The organism is Yinghuangia soli (assembly GCF_021502675.1).
GTDB lineage: Bacteria > Actinomycetota > Actinomycetes > Streptomycetales > Streptomycetaceae > Yinghuangia > Yinghuangia soli.
This window is the reverse complement of record NZ_JAKFHA010000009.1, coordinates 169,546-192,811: the sequence shown is the minus strand read 5'-3', so window position 1 is coordinate 192,811 and position 23,266 is coordinate 169,546. Positions and strand designations below refer to the sequence as shown.

General features: G+C 72.2%; 21 protein-coding genes. 6 read left to right on the top strand and 15 right to left on the bottom strand.

What is annotated here, in order from left to right; genetic code table 11:
• Window positions 1-53: 53 nt before the first annotated feature.
• The 7 genes from LZ495_RS18010 to pyrR form a co-directional block, all read right to left on the bottom strand.
• Window positions 54-1,172: a quinone-dependent dihydroorotate dehydrogenase gene (locus LZ495_RS18010; RefSeq protein ID WP_235053255.1), complete on the bottom strand. Its 1,119-nt coding sequence runs from the start codon at window positions 1,170-1,172 to the stop codon at window positions 54-56.
• 141 nt (window positions 1,173-1,313) lie between these two features.
• The gene (gene carB / locus LZ495_RS18005; protein WP_235053254.1) at window positions 1,314-4,625 is read right to left on the bottom strand and encodes a carbamoyl-phosphate synthase large subunit; all 3,312 of its coding nucleotides are present in this window, start codon (window positions 4,623-4,625) and stop codon (window positions 1,314-1,316) included.
• The gene (gene carA / locus LZ495_RS18000) at window positions 4,618-5,757 is read right to left on the bottom strand and encodes a glutamine-hydrolyzing carbamoyl-phosphate synthase small subunit (protein ID WP_235053252.1); all 1,140 of its coding nucleotides are present in this window, start codon (window positions 5,755-5,757) and stop codon (window positions 4,618-4,620) included. The genes carB and carA overlap by 8 nt, the downstream gene beginning before the upstream one ends.
• The gene (locus LZ495_RS17995; RefSeq protein WP_372498590.1) at window positions 5,754-6,407 is read right to left on the bottom strand and encodes a PH-like domain-containing protein; all 654 of its coding nucleotides are present in this window, start codon (window positions 6,405-6,407) and stop codon (window positions 5,754-5,756) included. The genes carA and LZ495_RS17995 overlap by 4 nt, the downstream gene beginning before the upstream one ends.
• Before the next feature lie 2 nt (window positions 6,408-6,409).
• The gene (locus tag LZ495_RS17990; RefSeq protein WP_235053250.1) at window positions 6,410-7,699 is read right to left on the bottom strand and encodes a dihydroorotase; all 1,290 of its coding nucleotides are present in this window, start codon (window positions 7,697-7,699) and stop codon (window positions 6,410-6,412) included.
• On the bottom strand, window positions 7,696-8,667 hold the full coding sequence (locus LZ495_RS17985) for an aspartate carbamoyltransferase catalytic subunit (RefSeq protein WP_235053248.1): 972 nt from the start codon (window positions 8,665-8,667) through the stop codon (window positions 7,696-7,698). Before LZ495_RS17985 ends, LZ495_RS17990 begins: the two co-directional genes overlap by 4 nt.
• 4 nt (window positions 8,668-8,671) lie before the next feature.
• Window positions 8,672-9,301 carry a bifunctional pyr operon transcriptional regulator/uracil phosphoribosyltransferase PyrR gene (pyrR, locus tag LZ495_RS17980; protein WP_235053246.1) on the bottom strand — a complete coding sequence of 210 codons (630 nt, stop codon included), beginning with the start codon at window positions 9,299-9,301 and terminating at the stop codon, window positions 8,672-8,674.
• A gap of 428 nt (window positions 9,302-9,729) precedes the next feature.
• Here pyrR and bldD point away from each other — a divergent pair, with 428 nt between their 5' ends.
• Window positions 9,730-10,233, top strand: coding sequence for a transcriptional regulator BldD (gene bldD / locus LZ495_RS17975; protein ID WP_235053245.1), 504 nt, complete (start codon window positions 9,730-9,732; stop codon window positions 10,231-10,233).
• A gap of 163 nt (window positions 10,234-10,396) precedes the next feature.
• Here bldD and LZ495_RS17970 read toward each other — a convergent pair whose 3' ends face one another.
• On the bottom strand, window positions 10,397-10,837 hold the full coding sequence (locus LZ495_RS17970; RefSeq protein WP_235053244.1) for a winged helix-turn-helix transcriptional regulator: 441 nt from the start codon (window positions 10,835-10,837) through the stop codon (window positions 10,397-10,399).
• A 144-nt stretch (window positions 10,838-10,981) separates the two neighbouring features.
• On the opposite strand from LZ495_RS17970, the gene LZ495_RS17965 reads away from it, so the two are divergent.
• On the top strand, window positions 10,982-11,845 hold the full coding sequence (locus LZ495_RS17965; RefSeq protein WP_235053243.1) for an SDR family oxidoreductase: 864 nt from the start codon (window positions 10,982-10,984) through the stop codon (window positions 11,843-11,845).
• A gap of 213 nt (window positions 11,846-12,058) precedes the next feature.
• Here LZ495_RS17965 and LZ495_RS17960 read toward each other — a convergent pair whose 3' ends face one another.
• Both LZ495_RS17960 and LZ495_RS17955 read right to left on the bottom strand, forming a co-directional pair.
• On the bottom strand, window positions 12,059-13,702 hold the full coding sequence (locus LZ495_RS17960; protein WP_235053242.1) for an amidohydrolase: 1,644 nt from the start codon (window positions 13,700-13,702) through the stop codon (window positions 12,059-12,061).
• 132 nt (window positions 13,703-13,834) lie between these two features.
• The gene (locus LZ495_RS17955; protein WP_372498588.1) at window positions 13,835-15,280 is read right to left on the bottom strand and encodes a purine-cytosine permease family protein; all 1,446 of its coding nucleotides are present in this window, start codon (window positions 15,278-15,280) and stop codon (window positions 13,835-13,837) included.
• A 238-nt stretch (window positions 15,281-15,518) separates the two neighbouring features.
• On the opposite strand from LZ495_RS17955, the gene LZ495_RS17950 reads away from it, so the two are divergent.
• Complete coding sequence (locus LZ495_RS17950) at window positions 15,519-16,079, top strand: TetR/AcrR family transcriptional regulator (protein WP_235053338.1); 561 nt, start codon at window positions 15,519-15,521, stop codon at window positions 16,077-16,079.
• Window positions 16,080-16,236: 157 nt separating this feature from the next.
• Here the strand turns inward: LZ495_RS17950 and LZ495_RS17945 are convergent, their stop codons facing one another.
• Window positions 16,237-17,250 carry a LacI family DNA-binding transcriptional regulator gene (locus tag LZ495_RS17945; RefSeq protein ID WP_235053241.1) on the bottom strand — a complete coding sequence of 338 codons (1,014 nt, stop codon included), beginning with the start codon at window positions 17,248-17,250 and terminating at the stop codon, window positions 16,237-16,239.
• 279 nt (window positions 17,251-17,529) lie between these two features.
• Here LZ495_RS17945 and LZ495_RS17940 point away from each other — a divergent pair, with 279 nt between their 5' ends.
• A complete protein-coding gene (locus LZ495_RS17940) occupies window positions 17,530-18,162 on the top strand; it encodes an AAA family ATPase (protein ID WP_235053240.1) in 633 nt (210 codons plus the stop codon).
• A 54-nt stretch (window positions 18,163-18,216) separates the two neighbouring features.
• On the opposite strand, the gene LZ495_RS17935 is transcribed toward LZ495_RS17940, so the two are convergent.
• Window positions 18,217-18,903: a TetR family transcriptional regulator gene (locus tag LZ495_RS17935; RefSeq protein WP_235053239.1), complete on the bottom strand. Its 687-nt coding sequence runs from the start codon at window positions 18,901-18,903 to the stop codon at window positions 18,217-18,219.
• Window positions 18,904-19,055: 152 nt separating this feature from the next.
• Here LZ495_RS17935 and LZ495_RS17930 point away from each other — a divergent pair, with 152 nt between their 5' ends.
• Window positions 19,056-20,672, top strand: a complete 1,617-nt coding sequence (locus LZ495_RS17930; protein WP_235053238.1) for an MFS transporter — start codon at window positions 19,056-19,058, stop codon at window positions 20,670-20,672.
• A 109-nt stretch (window positions 20,673-20,781) separates the two neighbouring features.
• Complete coding sequence (locus LZ495_RS17925; protein ID WP_235053237.1) at window positions 20,782-21,282, top strand: MarR family winged helix-turn-helix transcriptional regulator; 501 nt, start codon at window positions 20,782-20,784, stop codon at window positions 21,280-21,282.
• A 45-nt stretch (window positions 21,283-21,327) separates the two neighbouring features.
• On the opposite strand, the gene LZ495_RS17920 is transcribed toward LZ495_RS17925, so the two are convergent.
• The 3 genes from LZ495_RS17920 to LZ495_RS17910 form a co-directional block, all read right to left on the bottom strand.
• Entirely contained in the window at window positions 21,328-21,669 is a 342-nt protein-coding gene (locus LZ495_RS17920) for a DUF202 domain-containing protein (RefSeq protein ID WP_235053236.1), read from the bottom strand.
• Complete coding sequence (locus LZ495_RS17915; RefSeq protein WP_235053235.1) at window positions 21,666-22,034, bottom strand: YidH family protein; 369 nt, start codon at window positions 22,032-22,034, stop codon at window positions 21,666-21,668. The genes LZ495_RS17920 and LZ495_RS17915 overlap by 4 nt, the downstream gene beginning before the upstream one ends.
• 81 nt (window positions 22,035-22,115) lie before the next feature.
• On the bottom strand, window positions 22,116-23,231 hold the full coding sequence (locus LZ495_RS17910; RefSeq protein ID WP_235053234.1) for an RNA ligase family protein: 1,116 nt from the start codon (window positions 23,229-23,231) through the stop codon (window positions 22,116-22,118).
• Between the last annotated feature and the right edge of the window lie 35 nt (window positions 23,232-23,266).

Here is a 23,266-nt window from a genome sequence, read left to right as displayed (position 1 = left end):
TCTCACTCTCTGGTCGAGGTTCGGATTGCCAGTCTTCGTCCACTTCGATGGCGCTATGCCTGATCCGCCGGAGCCGCCGCGGAGAGCGAGGAAAGCGAAGTGCGGCCGGAGGCCTTGAGCCGAGCGGTCAGACCCTTGCGGATCTTGCGGCACCAGAACGGGCCTTCGTAGATGAACCCGGTGTAGCCCTGCACGAGCGTGGCGCCGGCTTCGAGGCGCTCCCAGACGTCGTCCGCGGTCTCCACGCCGCCGACACCGACCAGCACCAGGCGGTCCCCGACCCGCGCCTTCAGCCGGCGCAGCACCTCCAGGGAGCGGGCCTTGAGCGGGGCGCCGGACAGGCCGCCCGTACCGCACGCCTCGATCTCCTCGTCGGTGGCCTTGAGGCCGTCCCGGCTGATCGTGGTGTTGGTCGCGATGATGCCGTCGAGGCCGAGTTCCAGGGCCAGGTCGGCGACCGCGTCGACGTCCTCGTCGGCGAGGTCGGGGGCGATCTTGACGAGCAGCGGGACGCGGCGCGAGGTGACCGTGCGGTCGGCGGCGTCGCGGACCGCGGCGAGCAGCGGGCGCAGGTGCTCGACGGCCTGGAGGTTGCGCAGCCCCGGGGTGTTCGGGGACGACACGTTGACGACCAGGTAGTCGGCGTACCGGGCCAGCTTCTCGGTCGACGCGACGTAGTCGGCGACCGCCTCGGACTCCGGCACCACCTTGGTCTTGCCGATGTTGACGCCCAGCACGGTCGGCCGCTTCGGGCGGCGCGGGCCGCGCGCGTGCAGCCGGGCCGCGACCGCCGCGGCGCCGTCGTTGTTGAAGCCCATCCGGTTGACGATCGCGCGGTCCTCGACCAGGCGGAACAGCCGCTTCTTGGGGTTGCCGTCCTGGCCCTCGGCGGTGACCGTGCCGATCTCCACGAAGTCGAAGCCGAGCGCACCGAGCTCGTCGATGCCGACCGCGTTCTTGTCGAAGCCGGCCGCCAGCCCGAACGGGCCGGGGAAGTCGATGCCGAACGCGCGCACCGCGAGCGCCGGGTCGCGGGGGCTCAGCACCTTGGCCATCGCCTCGCGGCCGCCGGGCACCTTGCCGACCGCGCGGATCGCGCCGAACGCGAGGTGGTGGGCCTGCTCGGGGTCGATGTTGCGGAAGACGTACTTGAAGAAGAGGGGGTAGCTCATCGGTCTCTCTCGGCCTCGAAGTCCTCGAAGTCCCCGTCCGTGGCCTGTGCGCAGGCGTGCGCCCCGGACGCGGGGAAGCGGCATGCAGGCATACGAAGGGGTCCTCCAGGCAACTTCCCGGAGGACCCCTTCGTCATGTGCTCAGCTCTCGCGCGCGGCGATCAGGTGTTCGGCGTGCTCTTGCAGCGACCGCACTCCGATGTCGCCCGCAGCCAGCGCCGCGATGCCTTGCACCGCGGCCGCGAAGCCCTGCACGGTGGTGATGCTGGGGATGGCGCGGCTGACCGCGGCGGTGCGGATCTCGTACCCGTCCAGGCGGCCGCCGGTGCCGAACGGGGTGTTGACGATCAGGTCGACCCCGCCGTCGTGGATCAGCTGCACGATGGTCGGCTCGCCGTTCGGACCGGCGCCCTCGCTGTGCTTGCGCACCACGGTGGCGTCGACGCCGTTGCGGCGCAGTACCTCGGCGGTGCCCTGGGTGGCCAGGATCTCGAAGCCGAGGTCGACCAGCGCCTTGACCGGGAAGATCATCGAGCGCTTGTCGCGGTTGGCCACCGAGACGAACGCGCGGCCCTTGGTGGGCAGCGCGCCGTAGGCGCCGGCCTGCGACTTGGCGTACGCGGTGCCGAAGAACTCGTCGATGCCCATGACCTCGCCGGTCGAGCGCATCTCCGGGGACAGCACGGTGTCCACGCCGCGGCCGTGCGCGTCGCGGAAGCGGTTCCACGGCAGGACCGCTTCCTTGACCGCGATGGGCGCGTCCATGGGCAGCGTGCCACCGTCGCCCTCCGCGGGCAGCAGGCCCTCGGCGCGCAGCTCGGCGATGGTCGCGCCGAGCGAGACGCGGGCGGCCGCCTTGGCCAGCGGCACCGCGGTCGCCTTGGAGACGAACGGCACGGTGCGCGAGGCGCGCGGGTTGGCCTCCAGCACGTAGAGGATGTCGCCGGCCAGCGCGAACTGGATGTTGATCAGGCCGCGCACCCCGACGCCCTTGGCGATCCCGAGGGTCGCCGCGCGCAGCCGCTTGATGTCGAAGCCGCCCAGCGTGATCGGCGGCAGCGCGCACGCCGAGTCGCCGGAGTGGATGCCGGCCTCCTCGATGTGCTCCATCACGCCGCCGAGGTACAGGTCCTCGCCGTCGTAGAGCGCGTCGACGTCGATCTCGATGGCGTCGTCGAGGAACCGGTCGACGAGCACCGGGTGCTCGGTGACCAGGCCGGCGTTCTGCTCCAGGTAGGTCGCCAGCGACTCCTCGTCGTAGACGATCTCCATGCCGCGGCCGCCGAGCACGTACGACGGGCGCACGAGCACCGGGTAGCCGATCTCGTCGGCGATGGCCTTGGCCTCGTCGAACGAGAACGCGGTGCCGTGCTTGGGCGCGGTCAGGCCGGCCTCGTGCAGCACGCGGCCGAACGCGCCGCGCTCCTCGGCGAGGTGGATGGCCTCGGGCGAGGTGCCCGCGATCGGCACGCCGGCGTCCTTGAGGGCCTGCGCGAGGCCGAGCGGGGTCTGCCCGCCGAGCTGCACGAGGACGCCCGCGACCGGGCCGGCCTCCTGCTCGGCGTGCACGATCTCCAGCACGTCCTCGAGCGTGAGCGGCTCGAAGTACAGGCGGTCGGAGGTGTCGTAGTCGGTCGACACGGTCTCCGGGTTGCAGTTGACCATGACGGTCTCGTAGCCCGCGTCGGCCAGCGCGAACGCGGCGTGCACGCACGAGTAGTCGAACTCGATGCCCTGCCCGATGCGGTTCGGGCCGGAGCCCAGGATGATGACCGCGGGCTTGGTGCGCGGCGCGACCTCGGTCTCCTCGTCGTAGGACGAGTAGTGGTACGGGGTCTTCGCGGCGAACTCGGCGGCGCAGGTGTCGACCGTCTTGTAGACCGGGCGGATGCCGAGCGCGTGCCGGACCTCGCGGACGACGTCCTCACGCAGGCCGCGGATGGCGGCGAGCTGGGCGTCCGAGAAGCCGTGCCGCTTGGCCAGGCGCAGCAGCTCGGGGGTGAGCTCGCGGGCCTCGGCCAGCTCCTCGGCGACCTCGTGGATCAGGTAGAGCTGGTCCAGGAACCACGGGTCGATGCGCGTGGCGTCGAAGAGCTCCTCGGGGGTGGCGCCGGCCCGGATGGCGTCCATGACGGTGTTGATGCGGCCGTCGGTGGGCGTCTGCGCGAGGTCGAGCAGCGTGGCCTTGTCGCCCGGGGTGCCGGTGAAGGAGAACTGCGAGCCCTTCTTCTCCAGCGAGCGCAGCGCCTTCTGCAGCGCCTCGGTGAAGTTGCGGCCGATCGCCATGGCCTCGCCGACCGACTTCATGGTCGTGGTGAGGGTGGCGTCCGCGGCCGGGAACTTCTCGAAGGCAAAGCGCGGGACCTTGACCACGACGTAGTCGAGGGTCGGCTCGAAGGAGGCCGGGGTCTCCCGGGTGATGTCGTTCGGGATCTCGTCGAGCGTGTAGCCGACCGCGAGGCGCGCGGCGATCTTGGCGATCGGGAAGCCGGTCGCCTTCGACGCGAGCGCCGAGGACCGCGAGACGCGCGGGTTCATCTCGATGACGATGATGCGGCCGTCGTCGGGGTTGACCGCGAACTGGATGTTGCAGCCGCCGGTGTCGACGCCGACCTCGCGGATGACCGCGATGCCGATGTCGCGCAGCCGCTGGTACTCGCGGTCGGTGAGCGTCATCGCGGGCGCGACGGTGATGGAGTCGCCGGTGTGCACGCCCATCGGGTCGAAGTTCTCGATGGAGCAGACGACCACGACGTTGTCGTGCTTGTCGCGCATCAGCTCCAGCTCGTACTCCTTCCAGCCGAGGATGGACTCCTCCAGGAGCACCTCGGTGGTCGGCGAGAGCGTGAGGCCCTGGCCCGCGATGCGGCGCAGCTTGTCCTCGTCGTGTGCGAAGCCGGAGCCGGCGCCGCCCATGGTGAAGGAGGGGCGGACGACGACCGGGTAGCCGCCGAGCGTCTCGACGCCGGCGAGGACGTCCTCCATCGAGTGGCAGATGACCGAGCGGGCGGACTCGCCGTGCCCGATCTTCTCGCGCACGCGCTCGACCACGCCCTTGAACAGGTCGCGGTCCTCGCCCTTCTGGATGGAGTCGATGTTGGCGCCGATCAGCTCGACGCCGTACTTCGCCAGGACACCGTTCTCGCTGAGCGCGACCGCGGTGTTGAGCGCGGTCTGGCCGCCCAGCGTCGGCAGCAGCGCGTCCGGGCGCTCCTTGGCGATGATCTTCTCGACGTACTCGGGGGTGATCGGCTCGACGTACGTCGCGTCGGCCACCTCCGGGTCGGTCATGATCGTGGCCGGGTTGGAGTTGACCAGGATGACGCGCAGGCCCTCGGACTTGAGGACCCGGCAGGCCTGGGTGCCGGAGTAGTCGAACTCGGCGGCCTGGCCGATGACGATCGGGCCCGAGCCGACGACCAGGACGGACTTCAGGTCGCTGCGCTTAGGCACTCTGGCTCTCCATCAAAGATACGAAACGGTCGAACAGGTAGGCGGCGTCGTGCGGGCCGGCCGCAGCCTCGGGGTGGTACTGCACGCTGAACGCGGGCTTGTCGAGCAGGCCGAGGCCCTCGACGACGTTGTCGTTGAGGCACACGTGGGTGACCTGGACGCGGCCGTACGGGGTGTCGCTGACCTTGTCCAGCGGCGCGTCGACGGCGAAGCCGTGGTTGTGCGCGGTGACCTCGACCTTGCCGGTCGTGCGGTCCTGCACCGGCTGGTTGATGCCGCGGTGGCCGTACTTCAGCTTGTAGGTGCCGAAGCCGAGCGCGCGGCCCAGGATCTGGTTGCCGAAGCAGATGCCGAAGAACGGCGTGCCGCGCTCCAGCACGGCCTGCGCGACGGCGACCTGGTGGTCGGCGGTGGCGGGGTCGCCGGGGCCGTTCGAGAAGAACACGCCGTCCGGGTCCACCGCGTAGATGTCCTCGACGGTGGCGTTCGCGGGCAGCACGTGCACCTCGATGCCGCGCTCGGCCATGCGGTGCGGCGTCATGCCCTTGATGCCGAGGTCGAGGGCGGCGACGGTGAACTTCTTGGTGCCGATCGCGGGGACCACGTAGGCCTGGTCGACCGAGACCTCGCCGGCCAGGTCGGCGCCGGCCATCTCGGGGGCGTTGCGGACCTTCTCCAGGAGCACCGCGTCGTCGGCGATCGCGGTGCCGGAGAAGATGCCGACCCGCATCGCGCCGCGCTCGCGCAGGTGGCGGGTGAGCGCGCGGGTGTCGATTCCGGAGATGCCGACCACGCCGTAGCGCTCCAGCTCTTCGTCCAGGCTGCGCTGCGAGCGCCAGTTGGACGCGCGGCGGGCAGGGTCGCGGACCACGTAGCCGGAGACCCAGATGCGGGTCGACTCGGGGTCGTCGTCGTTGACGCCGGTGTTGCCGACGTGCGGGGCCGTCATGACGACGACCTGGCGGTGGTACGAGGGGTCGGTCAGGGTCTCCTGGTAGCCGGACATGCCGGTGGAGAACACTGCTTCGCCGAAGGTCTCCCCCACCGCGCCGTACGCGCTGCCGCGGAAGGTGCGGCCGTCCTCGAGGACGAGGACGGCAGGGCCCGCGGCCTTGGCGTGTGTTGCGGTCACTGTTGGGTGCCTTCCTGGTTCGTACTCGTGATGCTGTTCGTGCCGGTCTTCGTGCCGGTCAGCGCCGGTGCGTCGCCCGCGGCGAGGCGGGTGACGGCGTCGACCCAGGCGTCGTGGTCGGCGACGTGGTCGCTGCGCAGGCCGGTGTCGATCCGGGTGTCGCCGAGCGTCCAGGTCACGACCAGCAGGCCGCCCTCGGGCAGGACCTTGCCGGCCGCCGCCTTCTCGAAGCGGGCCCCGGCCAGATCGGCGGCCGGGATGAAGAAGCCTGCCGCAGCGGGCCGGTCCACCCGCAACCCCTTTTCGGTCAGGGTGGCCTCGACCGCGCTCCGGGTGCCGAGCCCGTGCGCGACGATGCGGTCCAGCCAGTTGCCGGCGCTGGTCGACCCGAAGTAGCGGCCGGTCAGGGTCGGGAGGAGCGGCGTGCCGAGGTCGGCGGGCGCGTCGGCCGGGGCCGGCAGGCCGGCCTGGCGGCGGCCGCGCTTCTTCCAGGCGCGCCACATCAGCAGGTAGGTGCCGAGCACGAAGGCCGCGAAGACGCCGGTCCAGAGCAGGTACTGGCCCCAGTCGGACACTTCGGCGGACTTCTTCTCGACCTCTGCGCCCTCGGCGAGGAGCAGGGCTGTGCCGCCGATGGAGCCGATGCTGATGGTCACGCGAGCTTCCCGTCGATCACCGTCGGTACGCCGCGCAGGAACGTGGCCGCCACGCGGCCGGGCAGCTCAAGGCCGGCGTACGGGGTGTTGGCGCTCTTCGAGGCGAGTTCGGACGGTTCGACGGTACGCCGTGCGCTCGGGTCGACCAGCACCAGGTTGGCCGGTTCGCCGACCGCGATGGCGCGGCCGTGCCCGTCCAGGCGTCCGATCCGGGCCGGGCGCACCGACATGCGGTCCGCGACGCCGGCCCAGTCGAGCAGGCCGGACTCGACCATGGTCTGCTGCACGATGCCCAGCGCGGTCTCCAGGCCGAGCATGCCCATGGCCGCGACCGCCCACTCGCAGTCCTTGTCCTCGGTGGGGTGCGGGGCGTGGTCGGTGGCGACCGCGTCGATGGTGCCGTCCGCGAGGCCCTCGCGCAGCGCCGCGACGTCCTCGGCGGTGCGCAGCGGCGGGTTGACCTTGTAGACCGGGTCGTACGAGCGGACCAGCTCGTCGGTGAGCAGCAGGTGGTGCGGGGTGACCTCGGCGGTCACGTCCCAGCCCTTCGACTTGGCCCAGCGGATGATCTCGACCGAGCCGGCCGTGGAGACGTGGCAGATGTGCAGGCGCGAGCCGACGTGGGCGGCGAGCAGCACGTCGCGGGCGATGATCGCCTCCTCGGCGACGGCCGGCCAGCCGCGCAGGCCGAGGATGCCGGAGACGGTGCCCTCGTTCATCTGGGCGCCCTCGGTCAGGCGGGGCTCCTGGGCGTGCTGGGCGACGACGCCGTCGAACGCCTTCACGTACTCCAGCGCGCGGCGCATGATGACCGCGTCGTGCACGCACTTGCCGTCGTCGGAGAAGACCTTCACGTTCGCGGCGGACTCGTGCATGGCGCCGAGCTCGGCGAGGCGCTCGCCGTTGAGGCCGATGGTGACCGCGCCCACCGGGTGCACGTCGCAGCGGCCGGACTCCTGGCCGAGGCGCCAGACCTGCTCGACGACGCCCGCGGTGTCGGCGACCGGGTCGGTGTTGGCCATGGCGTGCACGGCGGTGTAGCCGCCCAGGGCGGCGGCGCGGGTGCCGGTCTCGACGGTCTCGGCGTCCTCGCGGCCGGGCTCGCGCAGGTGGGTGTGCAGGTCGACGAGGCCGGGCAGCAGGACGTGCCCGTCCGCCTCGATGATCTGCGTCGCGTCGGGGGCCGCCAGGCCGGTACCGATCTCCGCGATGCGGCCGTCGGAGATGAGCACGTCCTGCGCGTCGCCGCCAAGGACCTTGGCGTTCTTGATCAGGTACGTGCTCACTTGGCGTTCTCCTCGGTGGCGGTGGTGGTGACGGCGGGCTCGGAGCCGCCGAGCAGCAGGTACAGCACGGCCATCCGGACGCTGACGCCGTTGGTGACCTGCTCGACGATGGTGGAGCGCGGCGAGTCGGCGACGTTGGCGGCGATCTCCATGCCGCGGTTCATCGGGCCGGGGTGCATCACGATGGCGTGCTCGGGCAGTGCGGCCATGCGCTTCTCGTCCAGGCCGTAGCGCCGCGAGTACTCGCGCTCGGTGGGGAAGTACGACGCGTTCATGCGCTCGCGCTGCACGCGCAGCATCATCACCGCGTCGGACTTGGCGAGCGTGGAGTCGATGTCGTACGACACCTGGCAGGGCCAGGTCTCCACGCCGATGGGCAGCAGCGTGGGCGGCGCGACGAGGGTGACCTCGGCGCCCAGGGTGGCGAGCAGCAGCACGTTGGAGCGGGCCACGCGGCTGTGCAGGACGTCGCCGACGATCGTGATGCGGCGACCCTCCAGGTCGCCCTTGCCGTCGTTGAGGCGGCGGCGCATCGTGAACGCGTCCAGCAGGGCCTGGGTGGGGTGCTCGTGGGTGCCGTCGCCGGCGTTGACCACCGAGCCGCGCAGCCAGCCGGAGTTGGCGAGCGTGTGCGGGGCACCCGAGGCGCCGTGCCGGATGACGACCGCGTCGGCGCCCATGGCCTGCAGGGTCAGCGCGGTGTCCTTGAGGGTCTCGCCCTTGGAGACCGAGGAGCCCTTGGCGGAGAAGTTGATGACGTCCGCGGAGAGCCGCTTGGCGGCCGCCTCGAACGAGATCCGGGTGCGGGTGGAGTCCTCGAAGAAGAGGTTGACCACGGTGCGGCCGCGCAGCGTCGGCAGCTTCTTGATGGGCCGCTCGGCGATGTGCGCGAGCTCCTCGGCGGTGTCGAGGACGAGCAGCGCGTCGTCGCGGGTGAGGTCGGCGGCCGAGATGAGGTGACGCTTCACGGGACTACTTCGCTTCCGGGGTTGCGGCCGGGGGGACCGGCGCGGCGTCGCCGCGCGTGCCGAGAAGGACGGCGTCGCGACCGTCGTACTCGTTCAGCAGGACCTGGACCTTTTCGCGCTGCGAGGTGGGGAGGTTCTTGCCCACGTAGTCGGCGCGGATGGGGAGTTCGCGGTGGCCGCGGTCGACGAGGACGGCGAGCTGCACGGCGCGCGGGCGGCCGATGTCGTTGAGCGCGTCGAGTGCGGCGCGGATGGTGCGGCCGGAGAAGAGCACGTCGTCGACCAGGACGACGAGCTTGCCGTCGATGCCGTCGGCGGGGATCTCGGTGCGCTCCAGCGCGCGGGCGGGCCGCAGGCGCAGGTCGTCGCGGTACATGGTGATGTCGAGCGCGCCCACCGGGACCTTTTCGTCCTCGATGTCCTCGAGCCGCTCGGCCAGGCGGCGGGCCAGTGCCACGCCGCGGGTGGGGATTCCGAGGAGCACCACGTCGCGGGCGCCCTTGGCGCGTTCCACGATCTCGTGGGCGATCCGGGTGACGACCCGGTCGATGTCGGATGCCTCGAGGACGGCCCGGGCGGATGCCGGATCCAGGTCGCTGGGGCGGGAACCCGAGTTGGGAGATGCCTTGGTCATGCGAATGCAGACCTCCTTCCCCGTCTCACGGGACGGGCTTTAAAGGACGTCGGTTAACGCCCCTCACACTACCAGGGCCATGATCTCGCCGATTTGTGCGGTTCCTCCAACCGGACGGCCTGCACGCAGCGCTGCGAAGGTCCCGGGGCGTCCGGACTTTGGTCCCCTTGCACGTACCGGTTAGGCCGTTCGGCTTGACGGACCCAAATTACTCTGCGTAACCTCACAATGAGTGACCACCGGGCGAAACGCGACACTCGCGACGTGTCGGCCGAGGTTCCGGGCCGGCATCCCGATCAGCATCACCGCCTCCGCGTACCGGAGGGGTCGGGACGGGGATCGCGCGGCGCAGCGGTGGGTTCTTTCCCATCGGCTCATCCACCGGGGATGGGCCTGCATGGTCACCGCCACCTGTTTTTGGGAGCCAGATGTCCAGCGACTACGCCAAGCAGCTCGGGGCGAAACTCCGCGCCATCCGAACCCAGCAGGGCCTTTCTCTGCACGGTGTGGAGGAGAAGTCCCAGGGGCGCTGGAAGGCCGTCGTCGTCGGCTCGTACGAGCGCGGCGACCGCGCCGTCACGGTGCAGCGGCTCGCCGAGCTCGCCGACTTCTACGGCGTTCCGGTCCAGGAGCTGCTGCCCGGCGGCACGCCGAACGGCGCCGCCGAGCCGCCGCCGCGCCTCGTCCTCGACCTCGAGCGCCTCGGCCAGGTCCCGTCCGACAAGGCCGGACCGCTGCAGCGCTACGCCGCCACGATCCAGAGCCAGCGCGGCGACTACAACGGCAAGGTGCTGTCGATCCGCCAGGACGACCTGCGCACCCTTGCGGTCATCTACGACCAGTCGCCCAGCGTGCTCACCGAGCAGCTGATCAGCTGGGGGGTCCTGAACCCCGAGGCGCGGCGCGCGGTCGACACCACTCCGGGTGCCTGATCCGGAAATCTGACACAGCGTCACATCACAGCGGGGCCAAGAGGGTTCATCCCTCTTGGCCCCGCTGTCGTTGCTCCCGGGCCACAAAGCGCGGGCGATCCGGAATCCGGGATTCTGCGTCCGCTGAACCCGCGTAGACGCCCTGGAACGGCCCGCGCCGCGCTCAGACGCCGTCGGCCTCGGCGGCCTTGGCGGTGTCGTAGCGCTCCTGCGCGTCCAGCACGCCGGCCATGTTGCCCTCGATGAACTCGATCAGCCCGCTCAGGCGCTCGACCACGCCGCCGCCGAACTCGGTGAGCCGGTACTCGACCTTGGGCGGGATCGCCTGCCGCACCTCGCGCACCACCAGGCCGTCGCGTTCGAGCGCGTGCAGGGCCTGGGCCAGCATCTTCTCGCTGATGCCGTCGACGCGGCGGCGCAGCGCGTTGAAGCGCATGTCGCCGTCGGCGAGCGCGACCAGGACGAGGCCGCCCCAGCGGCCGGTGACGTGCTCCATGGTCGGCCGGGAGGGGCAGCCGCGGGCGAACACGTCGAAGACGACCTCTTCCAGGCCGTCGTCCACGCAGTCGCCGACCGGTGCCTGCTTGCTCATGTTGCCTGCCATGCGTCCCACCGTACCTCCACTGCACTGCGAAGACGAGAGCACTACCCAACAGCTTGCACTTTCTAAAAGTTAGTGCCACTGTTCTCGTAAGCGCCGACCGGCGCCGCACCAAGCCTTCGGGCATGCCTTTCCCAGGGAGTAGCCGTGATCGTCGTCACCGGAGCCACCGGACGTCTGGGCCGCAGCACCGTCGAGGCGCTGCTGGAGCGCGGGTTCCCCGCCGCGGAGCTCGCGGTCGCGGTACGCAGTCCGGAAAAGGCCGCGGACCTCGCGGCGCGCGGCGTCGAGGTGCGCACCGGCGACTTCGACCGCCCCGAGACGCTGGCCGCCGCCTTCGCGGGCGCCGACAAGCTGCTGCTGGTCTCGGCCAACGCGCACGACAACGCACTGCGCATCGCGCAGCACACCAAGGCGGTCGCGGCCGCGCAGGAAGCGGGCGTCGGGCAGATCGTCTACACGTCCATCGTCGAGGCGGACACCAACCCGGTCGGCCTCGCACCGGTGCACAAGACCACCGAGGAGCTGATCCGGGCCACCGGCATCCCGTTCGTCTTCCTGCGCAACACCTGGTACTTCGAGAACTACACGGCCGGCGTGCCGGGTGCGGTCGAGCGCGGCGGCATCGTGGGCACCGCCGCGGACGGCCGGATCGCGGCCGCCTCCATCGCGGACTTCGCGGAGGCCGCGGCCGTGGTGCTGACCACCGACGGGCATGCGGGCAAGGTGTACGAGCTGACCGGCGACAGCGCCTGGACGCTCGCCGACCTGGCCGCCGAGGTGAGCCGGCAGAGCGGCACGGAGGTGTCGTACACCGACCTTCCGGCCGAGCAGCTCGCCGAGATCCTGAACGGCGCGGGCCTGCCCGGCGGCCTCGTCGACCTGCTGGTGGACGCCGAGATCCACACCCGCGGCGGCGCGCTCGGCCTGGTCACCGCGGACCTCCGCACGCTGATCGGCCGTCCCGCGACCACGCTTTCCGATGCGGTCGCCGAGGCGCTCAAGAACTGACCCGGGCGGCACGAGGACGTGCCGGCGGCCCATCTGCCGGGCCGCCGGCCGCACGAAAAGGCCGGGCCCGCGGCGGAATCGTCCGCCGCGGGCCCGGCCTTTTCGTCTCGCTGTGTACTCTCCGGCGCCGCGGGCGGCCTCCGGAACTGCCGCGCCCCGGCCCCGTGATCACGGACTGCAACCGGAACGGGGGTCCCGGGCGGGTCCGGAGGGTCAGGCCTGGTGCACGATCTCGCCGCCGACCACGACGGTCTCGCACACGGTGCCGGGAATGTCCTCGGGGGCCGCAGCGAGGATGTCGCGGGACAGCACCACGAAGTCGGCGAGCTTCCCCACGGTCAGCGAACCGCGCTCGTGCTCCAGGAAGTTGGCGTACGCCGAGCCCATCGTGTAGCCGTGCACCGCGGTCGCGACGTCGACCGTCTCGGCCGGCATCCACGCCTCTCCCCCGGCCAGCGGCTTGCGGGTCACCGCGGTGTAGATGCCGACCATCGGGTCCATCTCGGCGACGTTCCAGTCGCTGGAGAACGCCAGCACCGCGCCCGCGTCGTGCAGGCTGCGCATCGGCCACGCCTTGTGCCAGCGCTCCTCGCCGACGTTCTCCGCCCAGTCCTGGCCCGGGCCGGCGATCTCCGGGGCGCAGTGCCGCGGCTGCATGCAGGCCACCACGCCGAGGGCGGCGAACCGCGGCACGTCGTCGGGGTCGAGGCATTCGACGTGCACGACCTGGTGGCGGGCGTCGCGCGGGCCGTTCTGCGCGCGGGCGTGCTCGACCGCGTCGAGCACGGTCCGGATGCCGCGGTCGCCGGTGGCGTGCACGAAGCACTGGAAGCCGCGCGCATCGAGCTTGGCGAGCAGGCCGGCGAACTCGTCGGCGGGATAGAAGGTGTCGCCGCGGTGGTGCGCGCACCCGCGGTACGGCTCGAGGAGCGCCGCGGTGCGCGGCTCGACGACGTCGTCGATGTAGAGCTTGAGCGGGCCGACGCTCAGCCGGTCGTCGTCGAACTCCTTCGCGGCCGCGGCGAACTCGTCCAGGTCGGCGTCGGTGGTGCCGCGCGGGTGGAACAGTGCCGCGACGATGCGCGAGCGCAGCCGGCCCTCTTCGCGGGCCCGGGCGAACAGGGCCAGGTCGTCGAGGGAGTTCTGCGGTTCGACGACCGTGGTGATGCCGAACCGGATCGCGTCGTCGAGGCTGCGCGCGAGGCGGCCGTACTGCCGGTCGTCGCTCGCCCACGGGACGCCCAGCTCCTTGAGTGCGCGGTGGCCCTCGCGGGAAAGACCGCGGATCGCGAAGTCCTTGATGAAGCCGGTGGGTTCCCCGGTGGCGTCGTCCTTGTGCACGCGGCCGTACGGCAGGACGCCGCTGTCCCGGGTGATGCCGAGCAGGCGCAGTGCCGCGGTGTTGAGCCACGCGGTGTGCACGTCGTAGGAGAAGACGATGGCGGGGGTGCCGCCGGTGGCCGGGTCGAGGTCCTCGGCGCGCGGCATCCGGCCGCCGGGGATCGCCGAGTAGTCGAAGGCCTCCGCTTCGATCCATGCGGCGTCCGGGTTGGCGGCGTGCCAGGCCCGGATCCGCGCGTGGATCTCGTCGAGGGTGCGGGCGCCCGCGAGTTGCACGCAGGCGGCGTCGGAGCCGAGGCGGACGTGGTTGTGCGCGTCGACGAAGCCGGGCAGGACGCGGCGCCCGGCGGCGTCGACGACCCGGGTGTCCGCGCCGATCCACGCGTCGGCATCGGCGTCCGCGCCGAGCCAGGCGATCCGTCCGGCGGTCACGGCCAGTGCCTCGGCCTCGGGCCGGTCGGGGTCGACGGTGTGGATGCGGGCGTTGCGCAGGACGAGGTCGGCGGGCTGCGGCACGGGAGTCTCCAAAAGGGGGTGGTGCGGGGTGGTGCAGGTGGTGCGTCGCGGGCGCGGTCCGGGGGTGGCCCGGGCGGGGGGGGGCGGGCCGGGGCCTTCCGGGTGCCGCGCCCCAGGGATGGCGCGCGCGGGTCAGGTCGCCCTGACGCCCGCGGTGCGCCGGGCAAGCGCCCAGTAGAGGAGTCCGGCGACGAGTGCGCCGCACAGGGAGAAGTCGCCGCCGAGCGGTGCGACGAGCGGGCCGGTCCACAGCGCGGATTCGGCGGTGAGCGCGGCGGCGGCGATGCCCGCGGCGAGGGCGGTCATGCCCGCGACGTGGAATCCGCGGGTGTACCAGTAGGCGCCGCCGGCGGTGTCGTGCAGCGCGGCCGTGTCGTACCGGCACCGGCGCAGGAGCGTGTCGGCGATGAACACGCCGCCCCACGGCGCGAACACCACGAGCAGCACGGACAGGAAGCTGGTCAGCGACTCGGTGAAGTCGACCCAGAAGACGGTGGCCAGCGAGCCCGCGCCGACGAACGCGGTGCTGATCACGATGCCCGCGGAGCGCGACCACGGGATGCCCAGGACCTGGAGGTTCAGGCTCGACGAGTAGAGCGTCAGGATCGAGTTGGTGACCGAGCCGCCCACGATGAGGAAGAGGAACAGGGCCTGGAACCAGCCGGGCAGCAGGTCGGCGACGCCGGCCACCGGGTCGGTCATGTCGGCCTGGGTGGCGGCCGCCACGCCGAGGATGCCGAGCAGCACCGAGGAGAGCATGCCGCCGATCGCACCGCTCCAGGTGATGGCCTTGAGGGACGTGGTCCGCGGGAGGTAGCGGGTGTAGTCCGAGGGCATCGGCAGGTACGAGACCGGGCCGGCCACCATGACCACCAGGGCGAGCGTCCAGCCGTGGAAGGTGGTGCCGCCGGCCGCGGCGCCGGGGTCCGCATCGGGCAGCACGAAGACGATGACCAGCGCGAAGCCCGCGGCCAGTACGTACGCCATCCAGCGTTCCGCGGCCTGCACGGTCGCGTGGCCCCACATCGCGACCGCGAACGTCAGCGCGAGCGTGACGACCAGGGCGAGGGCCCGGGCGGTGTCGCCGCCCTGCCAGCCGGCTTCGGCGAACAGGGCTTCGAGGGCGAAGGTGCCGACGACGGTGTTGAGGATGATGTAGCCGATCCCGACGACCCAGTTGAGCAGGCCGGCCGGCAGGTTGCCGAGCACGCCGAACGCGGCGCGGGACAGGACGAGCGTCGAGGTGCCGGTCCGGATGCCGCCGAGGCCGAGCGCGCCGACGGCGAAGAAGGCCAGGCCGCCGAGGACCACGACGGAGACGGCCGCCCAGAAGGACAGGCCGAAGGCGACCGCCAGGGTGCCGTTGATGACGTACGTGAACGTCAGGTTCGAGCCGAACCACAGCCAGAACAGATCCTTGGCGCCGCCGTGCCGCTCGGCGTCCGGGATCGGGTCGATGCCGTGCGTCTCGACCTGGAACAGCGCGTCCGCGGCGGGACTCGGGTCGACGGCGGCGGCGGTGGCATGGCCGGGGGCGTCGGGGGCAGGTGGCGCGGAATCCACGCGGGGCAAGGTCACGGGACCTCCCCTCTCCGGGGCAGAAGTTTGAATGGCGCTCAAGAACTTTGAACGGCACTCAAGGTCTGCGATGGAGCGCACCGCTGTCAAGGGTTCGGCGGGAACTCGGTGGAAACTCGACAGAAATTTGATCGTCGTTCAAGATCGAAGAGCAGCCGGATAGGGTCGTCCGGACAGCATGAGAGGCGGGGAAGCAGTGGCGGCACGGCGCAGCGACGGCAAGGTCGCGCAGGACCGGATGCTCGAGGAGGCGGTCGCGGCGATCGCCGAGAACGGCCTGGCGGCGCTCACCATGGCCGGCCTCGCGGACCGGCTGGGCACCAGCGGCGGGCACATCCTGTACTACTTCGGCAGCAAGGACCAGCTGCTGCTGGCCGCGCTGCGCTGGAGCGAGGACCGGCTGGCCGCGGAGCGCGCCGCACTGCTGGCCCGGCGGGTCCAGCCGACCCGCAAGCTCGACATGTTCCTGGGCCTCTACCTGCCCAGCGGGCCGCGGGACCCGCGCTGGATGCTGTGGATCGAGCTGTGGGCGCGGACCGCGGGCAACGACGAACTGCGCAGCGCGCAGGACGAGATCGACCTCGGCTGGAGCGCCGACCTGGAGAAGGTCCTGGCGGCCGGCGCCGATCGCGGCGTGTTCGCACTGGACGATGCGGCCGCGGACGCCTCGGAGTTGCTCGCACTGCTGGAAGGGCTCAGCACGCGCGTGGTGCTGGGGCTGGGCGGGACGACGCGCGAGGACGCCCTGGCGGCCGCGCGGCGGGCCGCGGGCCGCCTGCTGGGCGCGGCGAACGCGTAGCAGCAGCACGGTGGTTGCCTGCCGCGGCGAACGCCGCGCAGGCATCGGAGCATGCGGCCGGACGCACCGGCCGGATGCGGAGCCCGATCCGGCACGTGTCGACTCCCCGCGAGGAGCCGGCGCGTACCGGACCGGGACCGTACCGGTCGGGCACGTGTCAGCCGGACTCGCGGACCACCACGCGCGGGTGCACCACCATGTGGTTGCGGTGCTTGTACGGCTTGCCCGCCATCAGCGACGTCAGCGCGTCGGCCGCGCCGCTGCCCATCGTGCGGGTGTGCATCGCGACGCTGGTGAGCCGCGGCCACACCAAGTCGCAGAACGGCAGGTCGTCGGCGCCGACCACGGCCATGTCGCCGGGTACCGTCCAGCCGCATTCGCGCAGCGCCGAGATGATCATCAGGGCGAAGTCGTCGTTGCCGGCGAACACCGCGGTGGGCGGGTCGGTCTGCTGCTGCCAGCCGCGCACCACGGCAAGGATGTCCTCGCGGATGTAGCCGACGTCGACGCGCTCCAGCGAGCAGCCGGCGTCCTCGGCCGCGGTCCGCGCGCCTTCCCAGCGCTCCTGGCCGAGGCCGGCGAGCGGGCCGGACGGCACCAGGCAGGCCATCTTGCGGTGCCCGCGGGATATGAGGTGCCGGATCGCCTGCGCCCCGGTGTCCCGGTTGTCGAAGATCGCGGTCGGCACCCCGGGGTGCTCCTCGCGGCCCCAGGCGAAGATCGCCCGGACGCCGGCCCGGCGCAGCACCTCGACGCCGCCGTCGGTCAGCCGGGCCGCCTCGGCCATCACCGCGAGCGGGCGCAGCGCGGCCCAGGCCCGGGCCGCGTCCACGCCGCGCGCGTAGCGGTCGCCGTGGATCAGCAGATTGAGGTCCTGGCGGCGCAGCGCCTCGGTGAACTCGTCGATGAACTGCTCCAGGAGCTGGCCCATCGGCTGCAGCGGCAGCGGGAAGAGCACCACGTCGCTGTTGCCGGAGCGCAGCGAACGCGCGGGTGCGCTGGGGGCGTAGCCGAGTTCGCGCACCGCCTTCAGCACGCGCTCGCGCGTCTCGGCGCTGACGCGCGCGCCGGGCGGCGAGTTGAGGACGTACGAGACCGTGGAGCGCGAGACGCCCGCGACCCGGGCGACGTCGGCGCTCGTGGGCGGCTTGCCGGATTCGGGCAGCGTCATGGCCGGCACCCCTTCTCGGACTCGCGCGCCGCGGACCCCGCGGACTCTCCGGACCGCTCGGGGCGGTCGTCTTGCGGCGCATGGCTGGGGGTCGGACGGAACCCCATGGCGAGCACCCCCGTCCTGCATGTCGGTGGACTCTGGCATGCGGCGACATGCCCAGGAAACCTTACTGTTTCCTTGTGCAAATCAGGGGTTTTCCAGGCGATGAATTATTCCGCTTCGGCGAGCCTCCGGCGGGTCCGGCCCGGGCTGCCGGCACGCCCTAGGCTCGGGCGCATGCTGGTGTGGATCAACGGTCCGTTCGGCGGAGGCAAGACCCAGGTCGCGCACGAGCTGGTGCGCCGGGCCCGGGGCGGCGTGCTGTGCGATCCCGAGGAGGTCGGCTTCGGGCTGCACCGCATGACGCCGCGGCCGCTGCGCGGCGACTTCCAGGACCTGCCGGCCTGGCGGCAGGGCGTCTTCGAGGTGCTCGACCTGGTACTGGCCCGGCATCCCGGCCCGGTGTTCGCGCCGATGACGGTGATCGAGCCGGACTACTTCGCCGAGACGGTCGGGCGGCTGCGCGAAAAGGGCCATGACGTAAGGCACTTCGCCCTCATGGCGGACCGGGCCACGGTACTGCGGCGGTTGCGGGAGCGCGCGTTCGGGCGGGCCGTGCAGGCCGTGGCGGGGCAGGCCGCCGCGCTGCGCCTGGAGAGCTTCGCCGTGTCGAAGGTCGACATCTGCCTGGAGCGTTTGCAGGCACCGGAGTTCGCCGAGCACGTGTGGACGGACCGCATCCCGGTGGCGCAGGTCGCCGACCGCGTCGCGGCGTCCTGCGGCATTCCGCTTGCCCCGAACCGGGACGGCGCGCTGCGCGGCAGGCTGCGGCGCGCATGGACCGGCGTCCGGCACATCCGGCTGGACTGAGCGGGGAGGCGGCACGCAGCCCGCCCGCCTCCAGCCCTTCGTCCCGCGCCGGACTCAGCCGTGCGGCGCGTCCGGCTCCCAGCCGCCGGACAGCCAGCCCTGGTCGACCAGGCCGCCCATCGTGGCCCAGGCCTCGTCGATCAGCGATTCGAGGCCCTGCGCGTCGACCGCACCGTCGTCGGTCCACACTTCCATCGCGACCCGCACGACCGCGTTGAAGCAGGTGACGGTGAGCGCCGGGCGCAGGTCGCGGGCCGGGTCGACGCCTTCGCGGCGGGCGATCTCGGCGGCCATGAGCCGCTCGGTCTCCAGCGCGTGCCGCAGGCTCGCGGCCATCAGCGTGGGGTTGGCCTCGATCAGCCGGCGGGTGCGCACGTACGCCTCGGACGAGCCCAGTTCGGGGTCGGCGGTGATCGCCGCCATGACCGACGCGGTCGCGCGGCGCAGGGCGACCACGGGCGGTTCGCCGGCGGGCCGGTCCGCGACCGCGCCGACCAGCGCGCGCTCGGCCTCGTTGGCGCGGGAAAGGGCGACTTCCTCCTTGCCGGGGAAGTAGCGGAAGAAGGTGCGCCGGGACACGTCCACCGCGGCGACGATCTCGTCGATCGTGGTGGCGTCGTACCCCTTGCGCCAGAAGAGTTCGAGCGCGGCGTCGATGAGCGCCTCGCGGGTGCGCTCCTTCTTGCGCTCCCGCAGGCCCGTGCCGCTGCCCGGGGTGGTTCTCGGTGCGCCGTTCTCCATGACCAGGCCCCCTTTCCGAATGTTGCGGCGAGTATGCCATTGGTCACGTGTCACCGGATGCAACATGGCTCACATTGTCATATGGCACAGCGTGCCATATTGTTTCACCGATCAGACTGCCAGCCGTTGCATCCGCCTTGGGGGACCGACCCATGTCGCACACCACTGCCTTGGAGCCCGGGGCCGCCAGACCGCCCCGCACTCCCGACACCGAGAAGTCCGGCACGGGCCGCGGGCTGCGCGGCAACCCGTGGCTCACCCTGCTCGCCGTCGCGCTCGGCGTGATGATGGTGTCCCTCGACGGCACCGTGGTGGCCATCGCCAACCCGGAGATCGCCACCGACCTGGGCGCTTCGCTCGGCAACCTGCAGTGGGTCACCAACGGCTACCTGCTGGCCCTCGCGGTCTTCCTGATCCCGGCCGGCAAGCTCGGCGACCGGTACGGCCACCGCAACGTCTTCCTGGCCGGCGCCGTCGGCTTCGTGCTCACCTCGGTCGCCATCGGCCTGGCCGGCAACATCACCGCACTGATCGGCCTCCGGGTCCTGCAGGGCCTGTTCGGCGCCATGCTGCAGCCCACCGCACTCGGCCTGCTGCGCAACAGCTTCCCGCCGGAGAAGCTCAACATGGCCATCGGCATCTGGGGCGCGGCGATCTCCTCGGCGTCCGCCGCGGGCCCGATCGTCGGCGGCCTGCTGGTCCAGCACATCGGCTGGGAGTCGGTCTTCTTCGTCAACGTGCCGCTCGGCGCGGTGGCCATCGCGGTCGGCTTCGCGGTCCTCCCCGGCACCCGCGCGCCCAAGACCGGGGGACGCGTCGACTACCTGGGCGTCGCGCTGCTCTCCGCCGCGATGTTCTGCCTGGTGTGGGCGGTCATCAAGACCGCCGAGCACGGTTGGGGCAGTGCCTACACGCTCGGCTTCCTGGGCGCCTTCGCGGTGCTGCTGGCGGCGTTCATCGGCTGGCAGGCCCGCGCCGCGGAACCCCTCATGCCGCTGCGGCTGTTCCGCAACCGGTCCTTCTCGTCCGGTGTCGTGCTCATGGTCTTCATGGCGTTCGGCATGTTCGGCGCGCTGTTCTTCCTCACCTTCTACCTGATCGGCGTCGGCGGCCTCTCCCCCGTCGAGGCGGGCGTCCGGATGCTGCCGCTGACCGTGATGATGGTCGTGGGCTCGGCCGTCTCCGGTGCGCTGATCGGCCGCTTCGGCCCCCGCATCCCGATGATCGCGGGCCTGCTCATCTCGTCCGGGGCGATGTTCTGGATGACGCAGCTCGACGCGGACGCCTCGATCGCCACCACCGGCCCGTGCTTCGCGCTGCTCGGCTTCGGCATCAGCCCGATCATGATCGCCGCGACCGACGTCATCGTCGGCAACGCGCCGGTCGAACTCGCCGGCGTGGCCTCCGGCATCCAGCAGGCCGCGATGCAGGTCGGCGGCGCGCTGGGCACCGCGGTGCTGGGCGCGGTGATGGCCGCCAAGGTGTCGTCCTCGCTGCCCGGCCACTGGGCGGACGCGGGACTCGGCTCCCTCTCCCCCGAGCAGGTGGACGCCATGAAGGACCCGGTGAGCCAGGGCTTCGCCCCGGTCGCCCCGGGCACCCCGCCGGACGTCGCCGCCACCATCGCGGACGCCGCGCACGCGTCCTTCCTGGACGGCATGCACCTCGCTTTCCTGATCGGCGCGATCGCCTTCACCTGCGCGATCTCGCTGGCCCTTCTCGTCCGGACAGGCGAACGCCGGGAGGGCCCGGCGCCCGTACACGTCTGATCCGGATACGGGGGACACGGATGGCCGGCTGGTGAAGCAGCCGGCCATCCGCCGTTTCCGGGCGCCCCCGATGCCTCCCCCGCAGCAGATAGACAGGTACTCTGACCGGGTGCAAAAGGACGCGCTTGCCGGGGCCCATCCCGGGTCGGAACTCGTGACGCTGCTCGTCGGCGCGGTACGCGGCATCAGCCAGGTCTTCACGGACCGCATGACCGCCGCCGGGTTCGACGACGTCCGGCCGACGCACGGCTTCGCGCTGACGCTGGTCGGCGAGCACGGCACCACCGCCACCGAGCTCGGCCGCCGGCTGGGCATGACCAAGCAGTCCGCGGGCGAAGTCGTCACGCATCTGGCCCGGCAGGGCTACGTGGAGCGGCAGCCCGACCCCGAGGACCGCCGCGCGCGACGCATCACACTGACCGTGCGCGGCCGCGACTGCGTGCAGATCATCTGGGCCGAACTGGCCGACATCCAGGGTGCCTGGTCCGGCGCGGTCGGCGACGACGGCCTGGAGGAACTGACCGCGGGCCTGCGCAAGGGCCTGCGCACCCTGCGCGACGGCGGCCAGATCCCGGAAGGCCTGCGGCAGGCCTGGTGGTGGTACGCGTAGACCCGGTCCGGCGCCGCTGCTGACGCCGGCGCGGGTGACGCTGCGTCAGCCGCCGGAGGCGAGGACGACGACCGCGGTCAGCGCGACGATCACCGCGGCGGCCGCGGTGAGGGCGATCGGGACGGCGCCGGCGACCGGGGCGCCGCTGCGGACCGCGGTGTCCACGCGGCGGTGCCGGTAGGTGCCGGTCGCGTAGACCGCCACCGAGGTGGCGATGACGACGCCGCCCGGGACCATCCAGCCCCAGCTGTCGAGGTCGTGCCCGGCGTGCAGCATGAGGCCGCCGTTGGCCAGGAACGCAAGTGAGGTGCGGGACCAGGCCAGGCGCGTGCGCTCGGGCTGGAGGCCGGGGTCGACCGGGCCGTCGGCGCGGGCGGCGGAGGTCATACGTCGCTCAGCATCAGGACGACGCTGACCCCGATCACCACGGCCACGCCGAGCGACAGCATGAGGGGCATGAGCGAGGCGGGCAGCGCCTGGCTGAGGCGCATCGCGCGTTCGACGCGGAACCAGCGGCGGTACGCCGAGGCGGCCAGGGCCAAGGCGATCGCGACCAGGATGAAGCCGAGCAGCAGGCGCTGGGGGCGCGGGCCGAGGTCCGGCAGGAACTGCACCACCGCGACGCCGCCCGCGAGCAGGGACAGCGCGGTGCGGATCCAGGCGAGGAACGTGCGCTCGTTGGCGAGCGTGAACCGGTAGTCGGGCTCGTCCCCGATCTCCTGGAGCCGGGGGCGGCGCCGATCTTTGGCCATGGTCACGATTGTGCCGGGTCAGGCTCCGGGCCGCTGTTCGGGGTCGCTCGTACGCCGTGCCCGGGCCGGTACCGCGGTGTGTCAGGTCGTGAGGTCGGTGGTGCGGTCGGTGGTGCGGCCGGTCGTGCGGTCGGCGGCGTCGAAGCGGGCCAGGGCCTCGGCTCCGGGGCGCAGTGCGTCGGCCAGGGCGCGCAGTTGCGCGGGGTCGAGGCCGCCCACTGCTTCCGCGGTGTCGTCGGCCGCGTCGCGGGCGATCTCGGCGGCGACCGCGTCGAGCGGCGTGCGCGGTCCGGTCTTGCTCACCGCGGCGGCGGCGCGGGCCGGGGTCAGCAGCGCGGCGGCCTGCAGGACGAGCCAGCCCGGGACGCCCGCGGCGCCCTGCGTGGGCGGGAGGTACGGCAACGCCCCGGCATAGCGGTGGTCTTCGGCGAAGGCGGGGTGCTTGATCTTGGCAAGCGGGCGGGCGGCAGGTGCAGCAGGGTCCCGGCGCCCTGGGGACCGGGCAGGCTCCGGGCTTCCGGCAGGCCCGGCAGTCTCGTGCCACGTGTCGGCCGGCTTGAGCACGTAGCCCTCGGCGAGGTTGTCCGGGAGTTCGGGGAGGCCCAGCAACGCCGGGACCCGGGTCGCGAACACCCGCGGCACGCCGTCCAGCCGGACAAGCGGGCCGCGGGCCAGCAGCGGCACGCAGGCCAGGCCGGCGGAGGCAGCGGCCGCGCGGAGCGTCCGGTCGGCGGCCCATAGACGGCCGTCGGCGGTGCCGAGGGTGGCGTCGAACAGGAGCCAGTGCAGTCCCGGCGCGTACCAGACTCCGGTCTGCACGGGGTCGACGCCCGGCTCCGCGGGGATGTCCGGGTGCGGGTAGCGGCCGCCTGCGAGTTCGCCGTAGAGGGTGACCGTCGCGGTGCTGCCGCACGCCGGATGCGCGGCGCGCAGGGCGGCAGCGCAGCGGTCCGCGGCCACCGCCAGCGCGGGCCAGATGCGGCTCGCGCCGAAGAACTCGTCGAGGGTGCCGTCACCGAGGAGTTCGCGGCGCTTGGCGGGCCGCGGACCTGCTTCGTCGACCACGACGGCGAAGTGCGCGCCGTGCACTTTCTCGGTCGCGGTCCACTCGCGCACGCCGGACACGCCTGTGCCGCCCCGCGCGGGGATCTTGGGGTACGCCCGCAGCTCGGGCCGCCCGGGCTCGGCGTCGCTCATGGAACGAGCGTGGCGGGCGATCCGGGCCGGTGGCA

Coding starts and splice junctions, on each gene's coding strand:
- LZ495_RS17970 (WP_235053244.1), bottom strand. CDS start 10,837: ATGGCAGGCAACATGAGCAAGCAGGCACCGGTCGGCGACTGCGTGGAC.
- LZ495_RS17915 (WP_235053235.1), bottom strand. CDS start 22,034: ATGGCCAAAGATCGGCGCCGCCCCCGGCTCCAGGAGATCGGGGACGAG.
- LZ495_RS17910 (WP_235053234.1), bottom strand. CDS start 23,231: ATGAGCGACGCCGAGCCCGGGCGGCCCGAGCTGCGGGCGTACCCCAAG.
- bldD (WP_235053245.1), top strand. CDS start 9,730: ATGTCCAGCGACTACGCCAAGCAGCTCGGGGCGAAACTCCGCGCCATC.
- LZ495_RS17920 (WP_235053236.1), bottom strand. CDS start 21,669: ATGACCTCCGCCGCCCGCGCCGACGGCCCGGTCGACCCCGGCCTCCAG.
- LZ495_RS17950 (WP_235053338.1), top strand. CDS start 15,519: ATGCTCGAGGAGGCGGTCGCGGCGATCGCCGAGAACGGCCTGGCGGCG.
- LZ495_RS17945 (WP_235053241.1), bottom strand. CDS start 17,250: ATGACGCTGCCCGAATCCGGCAAGCCGCCCACGAGCGCCGACGTCGCC.
- LZ495_RS17930 (WP_235053238.1), top strand. CDS start 19,056: ATGTCGCACACCACTGCCTTGGAGCCCGGGGCCGCCAGACCGCCCCGC.
- LZ495_RS17935 (WP_235053239.1), bottom strand. CDS start 18,903: ATGGAGAACGGCGCACCGAGAACCACCCCGGGCAGCGGCACGGGCCTG.
- LZ495_RS17940 (WP_235053240.1), top strand. CDS start 17,530: ATGCTGGTGTGGATCAACGGTCCGTTCGGCGGAGGCAAGACCCAGGTC.
- LZ495_RS18010 (WP_235053255.1), bottom strand. CDS start 1,172: ATGAGCTACCCCCTCTTCTTCAAGTACGTCTTCCGCAACATCGACCCC.
- pyrR (WP_235053246.1), bottom strand. CDS start 9,301: ATGACCAAGGCATCTCCCAACTCGGGTTCCCGCCCCAGCGACCTGGAT.